Here is an 18,016-nt window from a genome sequence, read left to right as displayed (position 1 = left end):
AAACAAATATAATAAAAAAAAATAACAACTACACATATATGTGTAGGATTACTGTTTTTTTATGGTTGAATTTTAGCATGTGGAAGAAAAAGAATTACATAACATTCAAATTAAGCTTGGAGCTACTATAAGAAAAATTAGAGAAGAAAAAGATGGATATTCTCAATCTAAATTAGCTTTTGAAATTGGTATGTCAGTAAATCAAGTTGCCAGAATAGAAAGAGGAGAAACAAATCCAACAGTAAAAACTCTAACTTTAATTGCAAAAGCCTTAACGGTTGATATAAAAGATTTGTTTTAATAATAAAAAGATGCATCGGCATCTTTTTATATATTTAATAATTAACTAAAACAGGTATTTATAGGGTAACATTTTCATTAATAAAAAAACTATTTTGCATCTTATTAATGAGATACACATTATGGGAAACTCACAGTTCTCTAAAGCCCCGATTGCAGCGAAAATCCTTTTCTGCCGGGGTTCGGCACAAAAGATTGCAGCGTAAAGCGGGAGAGGCTGCCTGCTAAAGATACCTGATAATTCTGCTTCAAAAAAGCAATACTGTTGTTTGTTTTACAAAGGATTAACGGCAGAAACAATATAAAAAAAATGGGGTACTAAACCCCATTTTCTCCTTTTATCTAAGTAAGAAAACTAAAAATTATTTCTTTGACTCCTCTATAGAAACTTTTCTAAACTCTTTTAAAAGTTTTTCAATTTCTAAAGATGATTTACGAGCTCTGGCTCCAGCTGCCTTAACTCCTTTTTCTGATAAAGATTCAGATTCTGTTTTAAATGTTTCGATTTCAGCGTTGATTTTTGCAACTAGGTCTTTCATTATACAATTTTTTTAAATTAAGTGGGCAAAAGTAGAATTTTGCCTTAAATGAAAACGGTATTGTTTAAAAATTATTTTTATGAATTTTCTTTTTTCAGTTCTTTAATAAAATAGCTGACCGAAATTCCTGTTTTAGACTGGAATGCATTTGTGAATCGGGGAGCGGAAGTGAAACCGGCTTCCTCAGCCAGCACGCTTATGGAGTAATTTCTATGCATCCTTGAGTTTCGGAGCAGTTCCACCAGATAATCAATCCTTAAGTCATTAATATAATCAACAAAACGTTTTCCGCTGCGATGGTATATCACCTTTGACAAGTATTTGCTGTTGGTATTAAACCACACAGTTAAAGTGGTTAGTGTGGCCTCCTTGTCTAAAAATTTTTTATTCTTTTCAAACTTTTCGAGGTGTCTTAATATCTGCTGGACGGTTTCCTGCGAAATATCGGTTATTTCAAATTTTTCGGATGACTGTTCAGGCACGCTGCTCTTTTCATTTTTTTCCAGAAGAAGAGCAAATTTTATTTTATTGCGCTTTTTGATTTCAAAGTGGTAGTACGTGCCGTATACTACAGCAGAGAAAAGAACGACAACGATACTGATTAAAATAACGTCATAATATTTCTCTTTTACAAGCTGCTGCTGGATCTTTTCTTTTTCCAGCAGGATTTCTTTCGTATCATACTGCTTATGTATTTTTCCCATAAGATATCTATTAGTATCGGTCAAAAGAGAATCCGCTTTTAAAAGCTGGTTCATATAATATAGCTGCGAATTTAAATTATTATCTTTTTTATGATATTTGATCATGAGTTCAAATACCTCTCTTAAATCTGGACGGATATATCCTTTCTCATTAAAGGTTTTATCAACTTTCTGAAAATACACTGAAGCTTTTAATGGAAGCCGAAGTTTCCAGTAGCTTTTTCCAATGTAAAAATTAGATATAGACTCATTAGCAAATTCTGTCATGCTGTTAAGCTGGGGCAAAACTTCCTGCAGCAATGCAATGGCTGTACCGTAATTATTTAAGAAATGCTGGTTGATTCCCTCCGAGTGCTTGAAGAATATTTCCATTTCAGGAATTTTCAATCTGCCGCATTCTTTAAGTCCTAACTCATTTATCTGTGAACATCTGCTGTAGTCGCCGATTCTATTGTAGCAGACACCGAGCGAATGAAGTGAATTTAAATAGGGGCGGTCCTGATTTTTTTTAAAATATGAAAGGCATTCATTAAAAAGAGAAATGGCTTCATCATAGAATCCAAGATAAAATTTAATCTGTGCAATATGATATTTGGTTTTGTAAATTAGATAATTATTATCAGTCCGCGAAACATTTTCATTTGCTTTGATGTAATAGTCATAAGCTTTTATATAATTTTTTCGGCTGTAGTATACTATTCCTTTTGATAAATACGCAGAGCCTATCAGCTCATTATCTTTTGACTTTGAAGCTGCGGAAACCATGCTGTCTGCATACTTTAAACGAAGTGACATTGGAGATTGATGAAGTATGTTTTGATATGCATTGACTGTTTCTTTATAATTTTTTTCATTTAATGCTTTACTTAAATACGCATATAAATATGGAGATGCTTGGAGGCTGTCATTTTTGTATTGGTAGATTTTATCGTCCAGATAATCATAGGTTTTAAACAAAAGAGAATCAGGTACTCTAACGAAAACATTTTGTGCATTTACTGTTTTAAGTATAAATAGAAGTAAGAGCAGAGGTAATTTACATTTCATAATGCATAGAAATTTTGAGTCTATGTTTCGTTGAAAACATAAATCAGATTAATAATGAAAATTGTAAAGTCTGTGAATTAGAAGTTTTCAAAAATAATGCAAATATTTGAATTATAAATAATTAATGTAAGAAAAATACTTTATTGATTTCATGGAAATCGATAGTGGATTTCCCGAAAATCCACATACATGCTCTTGATTAATAAACTTTTGCAATATAGATTTGCTTCGAATTCAACAGCAAAAGTTTCAGTAAGGCACTGAGCAAAAGTTCTGCTGGCCCGGGCAAAATGGACTGAGATAATTCTCATTCAACCTAACCATTTTGCATTATGAAAAATTTATTATTAACTGGTTTAATTATTATTGTGTGTTCATGTTCAAGTGAAGATTTTGAAAAACCTGATTTAAGCCCGGCTTCAAAGGAAGCCGTAAGCATGGATAAGAAATTAGATTTTAAGAATGAAGAAGCATCAGAAAAAAACTTTATGGAAGTTACCGCTGGAAATTTTATTCTTCTTGTACCTGCTCAGATAAAAGAGAAGGTCATATCAGTTTTAAAGGAGCATCGTACCGGAAATTATTTAAAGACTTCTAAGAAAAACGGTTCTGATCTAGATACAATTTCTTGTGGTCAGGATCCTGTTGCGGCTTTATTTGTTATTGTAGATGAAAGTATGCTTGGACCTTCATTGAAAATTGATGTGAAAGCATATGTTACTAATCTGGGAAATCTGCGCAGCCAAAACTATGAGATTGTGGACGATTTTATAATTCAGTACGAGATTTCCAAACGACAGGATTCTACGCTTTTGACAAATGAAAAGGAAGCAATTCTTAACATTTCTTCTATTTCAGAAGCAGTTTTATTTAGCGCAAAAGACAGAAAGGATAGAGACTGGGAGACATCAACGACCAGTAAGTACGCCGGTTATTAACTTTTAATCAGTGCTTTGCAGTTAAATAACTGACAATTTAGGGGATCGTGATTTATTAATGTTCTAATCTAATTATGCTATGAAAAAGAGGGCGTTGTTTTATATTTTATTGTTCCTTTTTAATCTTTTGAGCCTTTATTTTATAATGAAGCTTTTCACCGCCGATCAGATTGTGCGATATGTTTTAAATGAAGAGATCATTATGGAAAGTCCGAAACTAACTGCGTATGTTTTATACATCTGTATCCTGTCAAATCTGTATTTCCAATTTTTTATATGGATGGAATTTTTTTTTAAGGATAAAATTTGAAATGAAGCCAGATCTTAAAAGTTAGAAAATGATCAGACAACTCTTAAATACTGAGCTGAAAAGCATTGAAAATGACGGAATTCATGTAGATCACGTCAAGCACTTTAAAACAAGAAACGAAGTGCCTGTTCCCTTTATTATTTCCAATTTTTCAGTGCTTTTAATAAAAAGCGGTAAATTGAGTATAGCCTTTTCCAGTGGAGCTAAGGTTATCAGACGAAAGGATTTACTTCTAATTCCGGTTAATTCGACCTGTACAAAGCTTGAAGCAAGTGTGGACATTCAGCTTTACCTGATAAGGACAAGTTTCGATTTTGCCTTTTATAACTGTTATGAAAAAGAGCTTGCTGATGCTTTCAGTTTTTTAATGATGAAATCTGAACACAGTATTAAACTTCACGAAAAAGATTTTAAAGTCTTGTCCCTTATTTATAAATTAATGCATGTTCTGCAGAATGGCAGTGAAAAACCGGAACTGATTAATCAGCTGCGCAGAATATGCTTTAATTTATTTATATATGAGCTTAAAATGATACACTCAAAATATGCACCTGACATTAATCTTGCATTTTCAAGAAGAGAGAGTATTGTTATCCAATTTCTAACTATTCTGGCAATTCATGTCAGAAAACAGCATCATGTGCAGTTCTATGCAGGAGCCTTATTTGTAACTCCCGGCCATTTGAATAAAATGGTTAAAGAAATCACAGGCAGATCGGCAAAAACTTTTATAATTGAAGCACTTATAAATGTTTCTAAACTGCTTCTTGCCGATTCAGATTATTCTGTGGCTAAAATTGCTGATGAACTTGAATTCAGCAGTGCTGAAAATTTCGGTGTATTCTTTAAAAGACATACAGGACTTCTGCCAACCGAATTTCGTTCAAAGAAAAATAATAACTATTGATCGCTCCACATACTGCCAGAGATTGTTTAATTAAAACAATAAGACGATGATTAATATATATCCTTTGGAATGGTTCGATTCTTTATTAATAAATACCCTTGATGTTCAAAATTCCACAGTAGATTTTATCACACCCAATGAGACTGAACTCATAAGCGAAAGACTGGCATCAGAATCATCAAAAATTAAAGATCATATCAGGAAGTCTTTTTTTGAGCTCAAAAACAAACGTCAGACCAGACTTCTGATTCGAAAGTATCATTCTTCATTAGTTTTTTTACTTGACAGCATTACAGCGATAAAAAATAAAAAAAATGGCAGAGCTCCTGAATTTTTAAAAGTATTGGATCTGATCATTTCTTCGCTTGATGATCTGCTGTCATTTGTAGAAATCAGATATTCGGCTTTTATCAGTCTGGACCAGAGAGTGCCGTCTAATTACATAAGAGTATGGAAAGCCGAAATGAATACCGGCTTGAATAAGCTAATTAAAAAAAAAGTGGCTGCAGATAACCATAATTTGGATCTGGAATTCATTGTAAAGCTTTTACTTGCACCTCTTCAAAACAGCAGAAACCTCAAATATACCTACCGGCAGGTACTTTATTACCGCGAAATGCTCGGCGAACTTGAAAATCTCGATTATGCCGCTACAGATTCCCCATGTTTTTCAAATCTTGATCTGCTTCTTATCAGAATGAATTTTAACTCAAGACAATACGCTGAGCGTCTGGCTGTCAAGCTTGATAATTTTTTAAACACTTTTGAAGTGTTATCAGAGCGGCTTGAAAATATATTTTTGTGCTGCAGGAAACTTACAAATATAAACTCTGATTTAAAGCTGACTTTTAATCCATCTCAGCAGCATTTAATTACTTTTCTTGAATACTGGTTTTCAACTGAAATCAAATATATAGAAAAGAAAACAGCTGTCCTGCTGCAGGAGCAGAACGGATTACTTGGAGAAAATGAATTATTTCACAAAAAGGAGGATAACAGACTGGAATGCATTCTTTCAGGTGACCAGATAGGTTTGATTTTACGTGCCTCTGATGAGGCGAGAATCATTAAAGCAAAATCAATGAACTATATCTTCAAAAGTATCGTGCCTTACCTTTCTACGCCGGTCAAAAAAAATCTGTCCTATCAGTCTGTTCGAAGCAAATCTTATAATGCAGAGGAAAGGGATAAGGAAATTGCAATAGCCAGCCTTCAAAAAATAATCAGTAAAATCAAAACATATTAAATTTGTGCTTATTTATAAGCTGTGAGCCCCTGTATTTTCAGTGGGTACAAGAAAGGTACAAGAAAGTTGTACTTGTAGATGATTTATTGTAATCGTTCCTTTGACCTGTAAAATAAATGCCATTTTAATTTATTGATGGCAGTTTTCATAGAGGAGAGTAAAATGTTGAACGATAAAATGAAGAACTATGTTTACAAATATTACATGGAGCAGCTATCTAACTGCTGCCTGCATACTGACAATAGTCTGGTATCTTATAATCTTATTTAAATTCTACAGGACTGATTTAAAAAAAATCTTTTCGGGCGAAAAGAAGTTTCGAGTTCTTTCTTTTAAAAAATCGTCAAAAAATTTAAGGGAAACAAAATCTATTTCTGATTCTTTCCAAAAATCATTCGGTACTCTGGAAGATGCCGAAGCGCTCTCCGCACGAATTGTAAGTGCTGTGAGAGAAAGTGTCGAAAAGAATCTTTCAAAACAGCAGTTTGAGAACTACCTGCGTATGCTTCTGGAGCAGTATCCTTATGTGAAAATTTCGTCTCTCAAAGAAAACATAAACCAAAAAATGGTTTCTGAATCTGAAAAGCATCCTAAGCTGCAGCTGACCCTGAGTGAGGCTGACAGTTTATGGGAGGGGTCTTTATTTTAAAAATTCAGCTGAGGAATATTCCCCGTTCTCTCTTGTGCGGTATGGCTTTGTGTGACAGGAAAAATAGAGATGTAACGGCGGTATTCCTCTGCTTTTTAATAATGGAATAACTTTAAAAATGATGTACGATGAAAAAATGTGGATGGAAATTAAAGAAATTTTGCAGAAAAAATAAAGCACTTATCACTAGGTTTTTTTTACTGCTGTTAATTCACAGCAGCGCTTATGCACAGGACGGAGTTGCTGGAATTAATGAGGCCAATCAAAAAGTAAGAAGTTATTTTGATGCCGGGACAGAACTAATGTATGCAGTCGGTGCCATCTTAGGGCTGATTGGAGCAGTGAAAGTTTATCAGAAGTGGAATGCAGGTGATCCTGATACCGGTAAAGTTGCAGCTGCCTGGTTTGGAAGCTGCGTTTTTCTGGTGGTTGTGGCGACTGTCATTAAATCCTTTTTCGGGGTATAATGAACAGCGTTTACCAAATCAACAAAGGAATTAATCAGAGTATAGAATTTAAAGGCTTAAAAGCCCAGTATATATGGTACTTGGGCGGGGGTGTTGTTGGACTTATAATACTTTTTGCGGTGCTTTTTATAATCGGTGTTCCATCTATAATATGTGTGGTTTTGATTGGTTCTGCAGGCGGATTTTTGGTTTTTAAAATCTACAGAATGAGTAACCAGTATGGTGAGTACGGTATGATGAAAGCCCTGGCTTCAAGGCAGGTTCCAAAATGCGTGAAAGTATGCAGCAGAGGTATTTTTATAAAGTTATAGTCACAGAACGTTAGTTATGAAAATTTTAAACTTATACGCCGGTATTGGCGGCAATAGAAAAAACTGGACGGGTGTATCCGTTACTGCAGTGGAGTTTGACCCGGTGCTGGCGGCCGTGTATTCAGATAGATTTCCAGAAGATAAAGTGATAGTAGAAGATGCTCATCAATATCTGCTAGATCACTACAAAGAGTATGATTTTATATGGTCGTCACCGCCCTGCCAGTCACATTCCTCTTTCAGACAGAATATATGTGTAAGATTTCGCGGAACTCCTGCAGTTTACCCCGATATGAGACTTTATCAGGAAATTCTTTTTCTTATGTACAATGCCGGGTGCTGCTGGGCTGTTGAAAATGTAAGACCATACTATAAGCCGCTTATTGAACCGGACGCAGAGGTTCACCGCCATCTATTCTGGTCCAATTTTGATATTCCAATTTTGGATAAAAGTTCAGCAGTTAAGATTAGGCATGCGCAGATACCTGATCTTGAAAAGGCCTTTGGTTTTAATCTGCAGGATTTTAAAATAAAAAACAAGAGGCAGGTCCTGCGGAATTGTGTTGATCCGGAACTCGGATTTCACGTACTGCAATCGGCAAGAAACTTTATAGAGAAGAGCCGGTAGTAAAATGATTTTTTGGCAGAACGTTGGAGATAAAATGATAGAAAGATGGAGAAGAGGATGGAAGATATACTGCCGATTATGGCAGTGGAGCACGACTGCATTTTATCAAAGCAGGGTGATGTAACTGTAGTGTTTAAAGCGGACCTGCCTGAGATTTTTACTTTGTCAGATCAGGAATATGAAGCTTTTCACCAGTCTTGGATTAAAGCAATAAAGGTGCTCCCAAAATTCTGTGTGTTTCACAAACAGGACTGGTTTTTACAGAGCAGCTATAAGGCTGACTTTTTAAATGACGATAACAGTTTTCTGACTAGAAGCAGTGAGCGCTTCTTTAATGAAAGACCATTTCTGGAGCATTCCTGTTACATCATGCTGACCAAAAAACCGTCTGGTAGAAAGAACTCAAGTTCGTTATTTTCCAATCTGCTGCGAAGTTCAATTGTACCTGATGAAACTTTAAAGCCGCAGGCGCTTCAGGATTTTATTGACTGTACAGGCCAGTTTAAAAGAATACTGGAAGACAGCGGTTTTATAAAATTAACCCGGTTAAAAGACAGCTCGCTTAAAAGTGATAAAAGAACGCTGGGACTCATTGAGAAGTATTGTTTTTTATCTGGAAAGGAAGAATCTTATGTTTTTAATGACATCAGATTTGAGGAAGGATTAGCAGTAGGAGACAAGCACTGCCAGCTGTTTACCCTTGGAGATGCTGCTGATCTTCCTGGACTCTGCGGATCGAGGATAAATTATGACCGTTATTCAACTGATAAAACCAAATTCAGTATTGGTTTTGCATCCACGCTTGGACAGCTGTTATCGTGTAGTCATATTTACAATCAGTATCTCTTTATTGAAGATGCACAGAAGACGATCCAGAAACTCGAGAGCAAAAGATTAAGACTGCAGTCTTTATCTGCTTACAGCAGGGAGAACATGACAGCCAGGGATTCCACAAATGATTTTTTAAATGAAGCGGTTTCTCAGCAGCGGCTTCCGGTTAAGGCACATTTTAATGTGCTGGCCTGGAGTACCGATAAGGAAGAACTTAAGGAAATTAAAAACAAAGTTTCCTCGGCGCTCGCTCAGATGGATGCGGCAGCCAAGCAGGAAACAGTCGGTGCCCCTCAGATTTACTGGGCCGGCATGCCGGGAAATGAAGCTGATTTTCCGATGAACGACACTTTCGATACTTTCTCGGAGCAGGCTGTCTGTTTTTTAAATATGGAAACGGGCTACCGTTCTTCACTGAGTCCGATGGGGATTAGATTGGGAGACCGGCTGACGGGAAAACCTGTACATGTGGATATAAGCGATGAGCCTGTGAAGATGGGTATCTGCACCAACCGCAATAAATTCATTCTCGGACCCTCAGGAAGCGGCAAGTCATTTTTTACCAATCATATGGTCCGAAGTTATTATGAACAAGGAACGCATATTGTACTGGTGGATGTGGGCCACAGCTACAAGGGATTGTGCGATATGGTTAAGGGATATTATTTTACCTACGATGAAAAGAAGCCGATCCGTTTTAATCCATTTTATATCGGCGATAGTGATAATCTGGATACCGAGAAAAAGGAAAGTATTAAAACACTGCTTCTTGCTCTTTGGAAAAAGGATGACGAGACTTTTAACCGTAGTGAATATGTGGCTCTATCAAATGCCCTTCAACTGTATTATGAGAAGTTAGAACAGCATAAAGAAATCTTTGCCTGCTTTAACAGCTTTTACGAATTCCTGAAAGAGGAGTTTGTAACCATTTTAGAAAGCGATAAGGTAAAGGAAAAGGATTTTGATGTGAATAATTTTCTTTATGTACTGAGGCCCTATTATAAAGGGGGGGAGTTTGATTACCTATTGAATGCAACGGAAAACCTGGATCTTTTAAAAGAGCGTTTTATCGTATTTGAGCTGGACAATATCAAAGATCACCCGATTCTTTTTCCGGTAGTCACCATTATTATCATGGAAGTTTTCATCAATAAGATGCGAAAGCTCAAAGGAATCAGAAAAATGATTCTCATTGAAGAAGCGTGGAAAGCCATCGCACGTGAGGGAATGGCAGAATATCTAAAGTACCTTTTTAAGACCGTGCGTAAATTCTTTGGAGAGGCTATAGTGGTAACTCAGGAGGTAGAAGATATCATTTCTTCCCCTGTAGTGAAGCAGGCAATTATCAATAACAGCGACTGCAAGATTCTGCTGGACCAGAGCAAATACCAGAATAAGTTTGACCAGATACAGGAACTGCTGGGACTTACTGACAAAGAAAAGGCGCTTGTGTTGTCGGTCAATAAAGCCAATGATCCAGATAAAAAATATAAAGAAGTATTTATCTCTCTGGGAGGCATGCTTTCAAAGGTTTACCGTACAGAGGTCTCTTTAGAGGAATATCTGGCCTATACCACGGAGGAAAGCGAGAAGATAAAAATGAATGCCTACGCATCAAAGTTTGGCGGTGATATCAAAAAGGGAATTGCCGCTCTGGCTCAGGAGATGCGAAACGGAAATTAAATGAAAAAGAAAGATGAAAACGAAATTAATTACTTGTATGATCTGCCTGCTGTTGATCAGCACACCCGCAAGACCAGCCGAAAAGTCTGCCGCGCTGCCGATCTTGGAAATTGTAAAAGCGGTTACCAAAAAAGTAATCAAAGCCATTGACCTCAGAATTCAGAAACTGCAGAATAAAACGATCTGGCTTCAGAACGCGCAGAAGCAGGTCGAGAATGTGCTCTCCAAATTGAAGTTGGATGAGATATCGGACTGGACAAACAAACAGAAGGAACTTTATAAAGGGTATTACGAAGAACTCGCTAAAGTAAAATCAATGATCACCTATTACCAGCGCATCAAAGTAATCACTAAAAAACAGACCAGACTGGTGCAGGAATATGAAAGAGCCTGGAATTTATTTAAACAGGATGCTCATTTCAAAGAAAGTGAGATTAAGTATATGGAGCAGGTCTATTCGGGAATTCTGGAAGAGAGCATGAAAAATATCGATCAGATCTTTTTAATACTGGATTCTTTTAAGACTCAGATGAGTGATCTCAAACGACTTGAGATTATAAATAAAGCAGCAGACCAGATTGATTCCAATTACGATGATCTTACGATGTTCAATCAGCAGAATATACTGCTGAGCCTTCAGAGGGCCAAAACCGAAGCAGATGCAACCCGCGTGAAACAATTTTACGGAATTCCGTAATTAAATAAAATATCATGAAAAAAGTGATTTTACTGCTTGTATTACTGCTGGTTTTCCAGCAGGTAGTTCAGGCACAGGCCAAACAAAGAAAGGAACTTCTGCTTCAGATTGCAGCGCTGCAGGTTTATATGGATTATGCTAAAAAAGGATACTCAGCTGTTTCTAAAGGACTCAATTTTATCGGCGATGCCAAAAGAGGTGAAGTCAATCTGCACAGCGATTATTTTACATCACTGCTAAAGATTAATCCAAAGGTCAAAAATTATTATAAAACAGCAGCCATTATTTCGATGCAGATAAAAATAATGAAAATCTGTAAAAGGACTTTTTCAGAACTTAAAGGGAATGATTTATTCCACGGGAGTGAGCTGGATTATATCGAGCGTTCTTTTGAGAGGCTGCTGGATAGCTGCACCGATACACTTGAAAGTCTTTTGATCGTCACCACAGATTCAAAATTGGAACTCAAAGATGATGAGCGTATTAAGCGCATTGACAAGCTTTATGAGGAGATGCTGGAGCACTATGATTTTTGCCAGTCGTTCAGCAGTGAAGCAAAACGGCTTTCACTTTCAAAAACAAAAGAGAAAAAGGACGCCGAATCTTCCTCTGTTTTACATGGATTATAAAAGGAACTCTAATGAAAAAAATACTAATTACAGCAGCAATGGTTTTGGCTGTGCTGTTTCCAGGCAGGGCAGGTGCCCAGTCAGCGGAAATCCAGCAGCTGATTTTAAATATTGAAAAACTTTCGCAGTTCAAAAAGATCTTAAGTGATATGAAAAAAGGCTATGAACTGCTTTCTGGAGGATACAAAACAGTTAAGGATATGTCTGAAGGGAATTTCAGTCTGCATAAAACTTTCTTAGATGCCCTGATGCAGGTGAGCCCGGCAGTCAAGAGCTATAAAAGAGTAGGGGATATCGTTAATTACCAGATTCTTTTGGTAAAGGAGAGCAGAAAGGGGATGGACAGGTTTCTAAAAAGTGAGAGTTTCAGCGCTCAGGAAATCAGCTATTTTGAGAAAGTGTACGCAAATCTGCTGAATCAAAGTCTGCGTAATCTCGATGAACTTATGATGGTCATTACTGCTGACAAGCTCAGAATGTCAGATGACGAAAGACTCGAAGCAGTAGATAAGATTTATCTGGAGATGCAGGATAAACTTTCATTTCTGCGGAGTTTTAATGCTTCTTCAAGCATACTGGTGCTGCAGCGGGCAAAAGAAAAAAGCGATGTGTATGCTTCAAAGGGCCTGCAGGAACTTAAAAACTAAACAAATGAAAACAGTAAAGTTTAAAAATTTAGTATCTGCAGTTTTAATGCTGATTCCGATTATGATGCATGGGCAGGGATTAGGGGATGAAATGCAGAGTCTGCATTCCGTTTTGGACCAGCTTTATGATGAGATGATGCCTATGTGCAGCAGTCTTATTGCCGTAGGTCAGGGAATCGCTGGATTTGGAGCAGTCTGGTATATTGCATCGAGAGTCTGGCGCCATATTGCCAGCGCTGAACCAATTGATTTTTATCCGCTGTTCCGGCCCTTTGTAATCGGCTTCTGTATCATGATTTTTCCCTCTGTTCTTGATCTTATCAATGGTGTGATGAAACCAACGGTTACAGCCACAGCAGCCATGGTCAAAGGTTCCAACAATGCCGTTGAAGTGCTGCTGAGAGAGAAAGAAAAAGCAATTAAAGAAACCGATCCATGGAAAATGTATGTCGGGGCAGCGGGAGGCGGTGACCGTGACCGCTGGTATAAATACACCCATGACGGAGAAGATCCATCAGATGAAAGCATGCTGGCGGGTATAGGCAACGATGTCAAATTTGCTATGGAAAAAGCTTCTTACAGCTTTAGAAATTCTGTCAAAGAATGGATGAGCGAGGTGCTCCGGCTGTTGTTTGAATCTGCGGGGTTATGTATTGATACACTTAGAACTTTTCAGCTGGTAGTGCTGTCCATTTTAGGTCCCCTTGTATTTGGGATAGCTGTTTTTGACGGCTTCCAGCATACCCTCACAGTATGGCTTGCCAGATATATAAATATTTATCTCTGGCTTCCCGTAGCCAATATTTTTGGCAGTATAATCGGGAAGATACAGGAATTGATGCTCAAACTGGATTTGTCGCAGGTGCAGAGTACAGGAGATACCTTTTTCAGCAGAACAGACACTGCCTATTTGATTTTTATGATTATCGGCATTATCGGGTATTTCACAGTGCCTTCGGTGGCTAATTATATTGTCCACGCTGGAGGAGCAGGAGCGATGGGGCAGAAGGTAACTAGTTTATTCGGCAGTTCAACCAGTTCTGTCATCAGAACGGCATCGCATGGCGCCGGAATGGCCGCTGATGCAATGGGTGATGCTGATTCCCGAATGAACCGGAGTATGGCTTCAACGGCAGGAAGCAGTCCCTATTTTAATGAAAAGCCCAATTATATGGGCGATAAACTCAAAGGAAATTCAAAATAACTGTAATCCACTCCGCTTATGTTTACTAAAATGAAAAATATAGACACCGCTTTCCGATATGTGCGAGGTTTTACAATGCTGGTAATTACAGGCTGTGTAGTGATATCCTGTTATGCCCTTTACAAAAGTTTCCAGACTGTAAATCTGATGCAGGACAAAGTTTATATTCTGGCAAACGGCAAAGCATTGGAAGCTTATGCCTCGGAAAGAAAGGATAATGTTGGTGTTGAAGCCAGAGACCATGTTAAAACCTTTCACCAATTTTTCTTTACGCTGGATCCTGATGACAAGGTTATTAAAACCAATATTACAAAAGCCCTTTATCTGGCCGATGACAGTGCAAAGCGGATATATGACGATCTGAAAGAAAACAATTTTTACTCGGGAATTATATCGGGAAATATCAGCCAGACCATTCAGATTGACAGCGTCAGTATCGATATCCGCGAGTATCCATATCAGTTTAAATGTTTTGCCCGGCAGAACATTATCCGCACGACAAGTATTTTAAAAAGAAGCCTGCTCACTGAAGGATCACTTCGAAACGTGTCGAGAAGCGATAACAATCCGCACGGGTTTTTAATAGAGCGCTTCAATACTATTGAAAATAAAGACCTGACGGTAGAGAACAGAAAATAGAGCATTATGAAATCTTTATTAAAAAAACGCTCTGAGCCCTTTGTCTATCATCATTACTATCTGAAGGTACAGAAGATCTGGGCAGAAAAGATGAAAGTTATAGCAGGAAAAATGTCAAGAAAAAAACTAATCTGCTCACTTGTATTATTCACTGTAATGAGCTGCGGTTATTTAGTATATAATCTGTACCAATCATTTAACAACGATGATAAGGCATCAAAAAAGACAGTGGTCAAATCCAAAATTAAATATCAATTCAAAAAATGAAAGCCATGGAAAATAAAACGATTTCTGTAAAAGAATCTAAAAAGCGAAAGATGCTTCTAATGCTCCCGGTGCTGACTCTTCCCTTTATTACTTTTTTGTTTTACACCCTTGGAGGCGGGAAAGGAGAAGAAGAATCGGGCAGGAGTGAGGTAAAAAAAGGATTTAATTTCAATCTGCCGATTCCTAAGTTTAAGGAGGACTCATCTCTTGATAAATTAAGTTACTATGATAAGGCGGCAGTAGATTCCATTAAACTCCTGGAGCAGATCAAAAAAGATCCAAACTATTCGAATGCTAAATTAGAAGATTCGTCAGATAGTTTCTCAGGAAATGATTTTGAAAACCACAGTTTTCCAAACCACAGATCCGCTTTTAATTCCCAGTCACTTCAGAACCAGAAGGAGCAGAAAATTTATGAGAAACTAAATGCGCTTCAAAAAGTAATCAGCGAGCCTGAAGCTGTAAACAAATACGGGCAGGATATGCGGGAATTTGAAAATTACGGTTCTTCAAAAGGAGAATCCGAAGATATTAAAAAACTGGAAGGAATTATGTCAGCGATGAGTGCTCCGCAGGAAGCTGACCCGGAACTGCAGCAGCTTGGCGGCATGCTTGAAAATATCCTTGATATCCAGCACCCCGAGCGTGTGCAGGAAAGGCTGAAACAGTCTTCAGAAAACAGGAAAGAAAAGGCATATTCTCTAAAGAAAATCACAGAAGAAAATAATATAAGTTCCCTTGAACAGAATAAAGGAACTCCCAATTATCCAAGATTTAATGCTTTCTACCCGCTGGATGAAGATCCTGTTTTGCAGGATGTTCAGAATTCAATAGAGGCAGTGATTCATCAGACCCAGACAATCGTTAACGGGTCGGTGGTTAAATTAAGACTGGCTGATGATGTTTATCTGCAGGGAACTCAAATACCAAAAAATACTTTTCTGTATGGAACCGCTTCATTAAAAGGAGAAAGGCTGGAGGTCAAAATTGCCAATATCCAATATAAGAATTCCATTTTTCCAGTCGAGCTTGCAGTTTATGATATTGACGGGATAAACGGCATCTACATCCCGGGAGCCATTAACAGGGATGTTGCTAAAGCGTCGGCCGATCGTTCCATTCAGACTCTCGGGCTTACCGGCGTTACGGATTCCTGGGGAGCACAGGCAGCAGGAATGGGCATCGAAGCTGCTAAAAGCCTGATGAGTAAAAAAGTAAAACTTATCAAAGTTGTTGTAAAAGCCGGTTATCAGGTACTGCTTTATGACGAAAAACAAAAGAATATAAAACCTTAAAAAATTGAAGATGAAAAGAATTAATCATTTGTTCCGCATAATTGTACTGCTGGTGGCAATTTCTGCTTACCCGCAGTTTAAGGAAACGAAAACTGTGTTTTATGAGGATCAGTATAAAAATCTTCAGATCGGCTATTCCAAAACAACCAGCATTGTTTTTCCTTATTCCATTAAAAGCATTGACAGGGGAAGCGCTGATGTGCTGGTGCAGAAAGCAAAAGGAGTAGAAAACATACTGCTGGTTAAAGCTTCCAAACAGTACTTTTTTCAGACTAATTTGACAGTAATAACCTCTGACGCCAGACTGTATGTATTTGTCCTGAATTACAATGACGACTGCCCGGACTTGAATATTAAAGCAGAAAATGCCGTTGCAGCCAGTAAGGATATTCTATTCTCTTTAGAAAACGAGAATCAGAAGAAAATAGAACAAACTGCCTTACTTGCTTTATCCAAAAAGAAAAAGGTGAGCGGGATTAAACGTTCAAAATCCCTGGTCAGCATGGAGGTCAACGGCATTTTTGTTAATCAGGATATTTTGTATTTCAGGGTAGTGTTTGAAAATGGATCGAAAATTAACTATGACATCGACCAGCTGCGGTTCTTTATAAGAGATCAGAGAAAATCAAAGCGCACGGCATCTCAGGAAATTGAAATAATACCGCTCTATACAACTTCTAATTCCCATGTTATACCAGATAAGTCGCAGGTTGTTAAAGTTTATGCTTTTGACAAATTTACCATTCCTGAGAAAAAGTACCTGACAATTCAGGTAATTGAAAAGAATGGGGGAAGGCACTTAGAGCTTGATATTAAAAATCTGGAAGATAAAATATTTTCAATGCAGGCAGACTCCTTTTAAACATAAAAAAATTATGACAATCGACCTTAATGACATCGAAATGATGCTGAGTTACGCGCAGGAAATGGCTTATCTCGGCCATGCATATGCAGCATTTAATGCCGATGAGGTAAATAACAGTAATACCCTTGAGTTTTTTCGAGACCCAAGGGCAGCAGAAGAGTATTGTTATGAAATGACTACTGATGCTGACTATTTTAGGAGTATGCCGACGCAGTCGCTGATAAGTGACTTAGAAATAGTTCTTGACAGCGGAATTGACACTTCTCTCAAAGAGGCGTTTGATCTAACTTCATATGCCCGGCTTCTAAGGGACAGGAAGGAATTATTAGGAAATAACTTAAATACAAACACTATGAATCAGAAAAATTTAGAATACCTGAAAGACCAGTTAAAATATACTGGATTTGGAGAAACGTTCGATACCGAACTGAAAGAGAAAATGATGACCGGGGATAAAGATTTTAAAATCATGCACTCCGGCATTATGAACAACGGTGTACCGAACAAAGACACCTTGAATGTTGAGCTGAACTTTAAAAAGTCAGACCAGACTGATATGTATTTTTTTAATTCCTATCATGTCAATCTGCAGAAAGAGGAAAATAAGCAGGGACTCGAGCGGACATTCTATATCAATAATGACGGCGGCAGTATTACCATGAAAGAGGCTTATAATTTAATGGAGGGCCGATCTGTTAATAAAGATCTTAAAAACAAGGAAGGTGAAGTTTATAATTCTTGGATGAAAATAGACTTCAAACAAGCAGAAAATGGAAATTTCAAATTGAATTATTACCATCAAAATTATGGATATGATTTAGAAGCCAGTCTTGCAAAACATTCAATAAAGGAACTTGAAACTCCAAAATATAAAGAGGATTTGCTGAACTCATTAAAAAAAGGAAATCTGCAGTCTGTGACTTTTGTTGTAAGCGGCGTTGAAAGCAAAATGTTTGTGGAAGCCAATCCTCAGTTTAAAACGGTTAATGTTTACGACGATAATTTAAATCGCATCAATCATCGCGAAAGCAAAAATCAGAAACAGTCTGAAGATACTAAACAGTCAAATACTAAAAAACAGGGACAGAGTGATGATGATCAGCCTGGTGAAAGAAATCAACAAGCTGATAAAAAAAAACAGAAGCAAGCTAATTCGATTTGATTATGAACTGCATAAACCCCTTATCGGATTTTTTTACTGCAATTGAGAATG

19 protein-coding genes are annotated in these 18,016 nt (G+C 37.4%); 17 read left to right on the top strand and 2 right to left on the bottom strand.

Annotated elements, in window-relative coordinates; genetic code table 11:
- The first annotated feature begins 79 nt into the window (after positions 1-79).
- Positions 80-301, top strand: coding sequence for a helix-turn-helix domain-containing protein (locus NLG42_RS21410; RefSeq protein WP_257682282.1), 222 nt, complete (start codon positions 80-82; stop codon positions 299-301).
- Positions 302-662: 361 nt separating this feature from the next.
- Here NLG42_RS21410 and NLG42_RS21405 read toward each other — a convergent pair whose 3' ends face one another.
- Together NLG42_RS21405 and NLG42_RS21400 are read right to left on the bottom strand one after the other, a co-directional pair.
- Positions 663-839, bottom strand: a complete 177-nt coding sequence (locus NLG42_RS21405; RefSeq protein ID WP_257682281.1) for a histone H1 — start codon at positions 837-839, stop codon at positions 663-665.
- Between the two features lie 77 nt (positions 840-916).
- Positions 917-2,590 (bottom strand): helix-turn-helix domain-containing protein, encoded by a 1,674-nt coding sequence (locus NLG42_RS21400; protein WP_257682280.1) that lies wholly within the window; start codon positions 2,588-2,590, stop codon positions 917-919.
- 332 nt (positions 2,591-2,922) lie between these two features.
- Here NLG42_RS21400 and NLG42_RS21395 point away from each other — a divergent pair, with 332 nt between their 5' ends.
- From NLG42_RS21395 to NLG42_RS21320, 16 genes are all read left to right on the top strand, one after another.
- Positions 2,923-3,528 (top strand): hypothetical protein, encoded by a 606-nt coding sequence (locus tag NLG42_RS21395; protein WP_257682279.1) that lies wholly within the window; start codon positions 2,923-2,925, stop codon positions 3,526-3,528.
- A 338-nt stretch (positions 3,529-3,866) separates the two neighbouring features.
- The gene (locus NLG42_RS21390; protein WP_257682278.1) at positions 3,867-4,745 is read left to right on the top strand and encodes a helix-turn-helix domain-containing protein; all 879 of its coding nucleotides are present in this window, start codon (positions 3,867-3,869) and stop codon (positions 4,743-4,745) included.
- A 46-nt stretch (positions 4,746-4,791) separates the two neighbouring features.
- Positions 4,792-5,991, top strand: coding sequence for a hypothetical protein (locus NLG42_RS21385; RefSeq protein ID WP_257682277.1), 1,200 nt, complete (start codon positions 4,792-4,794; stop codon positions 5,989-5,991).
- A 187-nt stretch (positions 5,992-6,178) separates the two neighbouring features.
- Entirely contained in the window at positions 6,179-6,640 is a 462-nt protein-coding gene (locus NLG42_RS21380) for a hypothetical protein (RefSeq protein ID WP_257682276.1), read from the top strand.
- 128 nt (positions 6,641-6,768) lie between these two features.
- On the top strand, positions 6,769-7,107 hold the full coding sequence (locus NLG42_RS21375) for a DUF4134 domain-containing protein (RefSeq protein ID WP_257682275.1): 339 nt from the start codon (positions 6,769-6,771) through the stop codon (positions 7,105-7,107).
- Positions 7,107-7,418, top strand: a complete 312-nt coding sequence (locus NLG42_RS21370; protein ID WP_307774286.1) for a DUF4133 domain-containing protein — start codon at positions 7,107-7,109, stop codon at positions 7,416-7,418. Before NLG42_RS21375 ends, NLG42_RS21370 begins: the two co-directional genes overlap by 1 nt.
- A gap of 16 nt (positions 7,419-7,434) precedes the next feature.
- Positions 7,435-8,046, top strand: coding sequence for a DNA cytosine methyltransferase (locus NLG42_RS21365; protein WP_257682274.1), 612 nt, complete (start codon positions 7,435-7,437; stop codon positions 8,044-8,046).
- Between the two features lie 45 nt (positions 8,047-8,091).
- Positions 8,092-10,560 carry a TraG family conjugative transposon ATPase gene (locus NLG42_RS21360; RefSeq protein ID WP_257682273.1) on the top strand — a complete coding sequence of 823 codons (2,469 nt, stop codon included), beginning with the start codon at positions 8,092-8,094 and terminating at the stop codon, positions 10,558-10,560.
- A gap of 13 nt (positions 10,561-10,573) precedes the next feature.
- Positions 10,574-11,257: a conjugal transfer protein TraI gene (locus NLG42_RS21355; protein WP_257682272.1), complete on the top strand. Its 684-nt coding sequence runs from the start codon at positions 10,574-10,576 to the stop codon at positions 11,255-11,257.
- 14 nt (positions 11,258-11,271) lie between these two features.
- Positions 11,272-11,886 (top strand): hypothetical protein, encoded by a 615-nt coding sequence (locus NLG42_RS21350; RefSeq protein WP_257682271.1) that lies wholly within the window; start codon positions 11,272-11,274, stop codon positions 11,884-11,886.
- Positions 11,887-11,897: 11 nt separating this feature from the next.
- A complete protein-coding gene (locus NLG42_RS21345; protein ID WP_257682270.1) occupies positions 11,898-12,533 on the top strand; it encodes a TerB family tellurite resistance protein in 636 nt (211 codons plus the stop codon).
- Between the two features lie 46 nt (positions 12,534-12,579).
- Complete coding sequence (traJ, locus tag NLG42_RS21340) at positions 12,580-13,737, top strand: conjugative transposon protein TraJ (protein WP_413614449.1); 1,158 nt, start codon at positions 12,580-12,582, stop codon at positions 13,735-13,737.
- 30 nt (positions 13,738-13,767) lie between these two features.
- On the top strand, positions 13,768-14,376 hold the full coding sequence (gene traK / locus NLG42_RS21335) for a conjugative transposon protein TraK (protein ID WP_257682268.1): 609 nt from the start codon (positions 13,768-13,770) through the stop codon (positions 14,374-14,376).
- Positions 14,377-14,648: 272 nt separating this feature from the next.
- Positions 14,649-15,938: a conjugative transposon protein TraM gene (gene traM / locus NLG42_RS21330; protein WP_257682267.1), complete on the top strand. Its 1,290-nt coding sequence runs from the start codon at positions 14,649-14,651 to the stop codon at positions 15,936-15,938.
- Positions 15,939-15,948: 10 nt separating this feature from the next.
- Positions 15,949-16,800: a conjugative transposon protein TraN gene (traN, locus tag NLG42_RS21325; protein WP_257682266.1), complete on the top strand. Its 852-nt coding sequence runs from the start codon at positions 15,949-15,951 to the stop codon at positions 16,798-16,800.
- A gap of 13 nt (positions 16,801-16,813) precedes the next feature.
- Entirely contained in the window at positions 16,814-17,965 is a 1,152-nt protein-coding gene (locus NLG42_RS21320; protein WP_257682265.1) for a hypothetical protein, read from the top strand.
- Positions 17,966-18,016: the final 51 nt, after the last annotated feature.

This window comes from Flavobacterium plurextorum, assembly GCF_024638035.1.
GTDB classification, from domain to species: domain Bacteria; phylum Bacteroidota; class Bacteroidia; order Flavobacteriales; family Flavobacteriaceae; genus Flavobacterium; species Flavobacterium plurextorum.
The sequence above is the reverse complement of the archived record's forward strand: the minus strand, read 5'-3'. Positions and strand labels throughout refer to the sequence as shown.

What these genes read in the sequence shown, in the direction of transcription:
- NLG42_RS21405 (WP_257682281.1), bottom strand. Translation starts at nt 839, where the DNA reads ATGAAAGACCTAGTTGCAAAAATCAACGCTGAAATCGAAACATTTAAA.
- NLG42_RS21400 (WP_257682280.1), bottom strand. Translation starts at nt 2,590, where the DNA reads ATGAAATGTAAATTACCTCTGCTCTTACTTCTATTTATACTTAAAACA.
- NLG42_RS21395 (WP_257682279.1), top strand. Translation starts at nt 2,923, where the DNA reads ATGAAAAATTTATTATTAACTGGTTTAATTATTATTGTGTGTTCATGT.
- NLG42_RS21390 (WP_257682278.1), top strand. Translation starts at nt 3,867, where the DNA reads ATGATCAGACAACTCTTAAATACTGAGCTGAAAAGCATTGAAAATGAC.
- NLG42_RS21385 (WP_257682277.1), top strand. Translation starts at nt 4,792, where the DNA reads ATGATTAATATATATCCTTTGGAATGGTTCGATTCTTTATTAATAAAT.
- NLG42_RS21380 (WP_257682276.1), top strand. Translation starts at nt 6,179, where the DNA reads ATGTTTACAAATATTACATGGAGCAGCTATCTAACTGCTGCCTGCATA.
- NLG42_RS21375 (WP_257682275.1), top strand. Translation starts at nt 6,769, where the DNA reads ATGAAAAAATGTGGATGGAAATTAAAGAAATTTTGCAGAAAAAATAAA.
- NLG42_RS21370 (WP_307774286.1), top strand. Translation starts at nt 7,107, where the DNA reads ATGAACAGCGTTTACCAAATCAACAAAGGAATTAATCAGAGTATAGAA.
- NLG42_RS21365 (WP_257682274.1), top strand. Translation starts at nt 7,435, where the DNA reads ATGAAAATTTTAAACTTATACGCCGGTATTGGCGGCAATAGAAAAAAC.
- NLG42_RS21360 (WP_257682273.1), top strand. Translation starts at nt 8,092, where the DNA reads ATGGAGAAGAGGATGGAAGATATACTGCCGATTATGGCAGTGGAGCAC.
- NLG42_RS21355 (WP_257682272.1), top strand. Translation starts at nt 10,574, where the DNA reads ATGAAAACGAAATTAATTACTTGTATGATCTGCCTGCTGTTGATCAGC.
- NLG42_RS21350 (WP_257682271.1), top strand. Translation starts at nt 11,272, where the DNA reads ATGAAAAAAGTGATTTTACTGCTTGTATTACTGCTGGTTTTCCAGCAG.
- NLG42_RS21345 (WP_257682270.1), top strand. Translation starts at nt 11,898, where the DNA reads ATGAAAAAAATACTAATTACAGCAGCAATGGTTTTGGCTGTGCTGTTT.
- traJ (WP_413614449.1), top strand. Translation starts at nt 12,580, where the DNA reads ATGCTGATTCCGATTATGATGCATGGGCAGGGATTAGGGGATGAAATG.
- traK (WP_257682268.1), top strand. Translation starts at nt 13,768, where the DNA reads ATGAAAAATATAGACACCGCTTTCCGATATGTGCGAGGTTTTACAATG.
- traM (WP_257682267.1), top strand. Translation starts at nt 14,649, where the DNA reads ATGGAAAATAAAACGATTTCTGTAAAAGAATCTAAAAAGCGAAAGATG.
- traN (WP_257682266.1), top strand. Translation starts at nt 15,949, where the DNA reads ATGAAAAGAATTAATCATTTGTTCCGCATAATTGTACTGCTGGTGGCA.
- NLG42_RS21320 (WP_257682265.1), top strand. Translation starts at nt 16,814, where the DNA reads ATGACAATCGACCTTAATGACATCGAAATGATGCTGAGTTACGCGCAG.